Genomic DNA, 892 nt, shown 5'->3' with positions numbered 1-892 from the left:
TCCAGCGTAATATTTTTAAGGTTCAGATTTGATTTCGGATTAGGTTTTTTTCGCGCATAAACTAGCTAAAAGTAGAGTAGAAGCGGTAAAATTGCAAGTGCGCGAAAATGTTTGCCAACGTGTTTGTGTATGATTAGTTGCATTGTTTAGCAACTAATTTAGTAAACTTTTACGAACCTGAGAATATTCCGCAGGAATATTCCAGATGAGCACTTACAAAGCAATTAATTATACACGGTGTTGGCATTTCGTTGTTTTTATTTAGACTTATAATTATTCGGCTCAATTTCGTTTTTTTATTTTTCCAGCGTTTGAGTGAATTCGGTCAGCGATATATTCCGCAAACTTTTTTAATTCCGATTGAGTAAGAAATTCCGCAACTTGCTAAATTTAACTTATAGTTTGTTTTCATAAACTTACTTAATTCCAATTTATATTTTTGTCGAAGCTAAAATCATAATTAAAATTCCGATTAAAGTGATTAACCAACTATAATTTTTGAAAATATTCTTAAAACTCAAATAAGCAATTAATGTTATAATTCCGAACAAAATTGCTTTAAAATAAGGGAATATTGCTCCGTGATTTGAACTTGCAGGCATATCAGAAGAAGTATTTGAAGCAACAATTATAGCAATAATTATTCCGATAAATATTGCAAAAATATTAAATCCTATTCCATTTATTAAATTTCTTTTTTTTGATTTATTTTCTGTTTCCAAATTTCTTTTTTTCAGGTTCAGAGTGCGTTCTGCCAATGAATGCCAACGGTTTTGTATATGGTTTGTAGCGTGTTTCAGCGAGTAAGTTAGTAAATAATTCCGTAAGATAGAAAAGCCGAGAGGCTTTTCGCAAGTAAGCACAGACCAAGCTATAAACTATATACGTTGTT

At 30.7% G+C, this 892-nt stretch carries 2 protein-coding genes; both read right to left on the bottom strand.

Going from position 1 to position 892, the window contains the following annotated elements:
• Positions 1 to 431: 431 nt before the first annotated feature.
• Positions 432 to 722: a hypothetical protein gene (locus QMA06_RS16420; RefSeq protein ID WP_290207999.1), complete on the bottom strand. Its 291-nt coding sequence runs from the start codon at positions 720 to 722 to the stop codon at positions 432 to 434.
• Positions 706 to 892, bottom strand: a 187-nt coding sequence (locus QMA06_RS16415; RefSeq protein WP_290207998.1) for a hypothetical protein, incomplete at its 5' end; no start/stop codon positions are given. The genes QMA06_RS16415 and QMA06_RS16420, both read right to left, overlap by 17 nt.

Origin of the sequence: Winogradskyella bathintestinalis, assembly GCF_030407435.1 — a bacterium.
GTDB lineage: Bacteria > Bacteroidota > Bacteroidia > Flavobacteriales > Flavobacteriaceae > Winogradskyella > Winogradskyella bathintestinalis.
The sequence above is the reverse complement of the archived record's forward strand: the minus strand, read 5'-3'. Positions and strand labels throughout refer to the sequence as shown.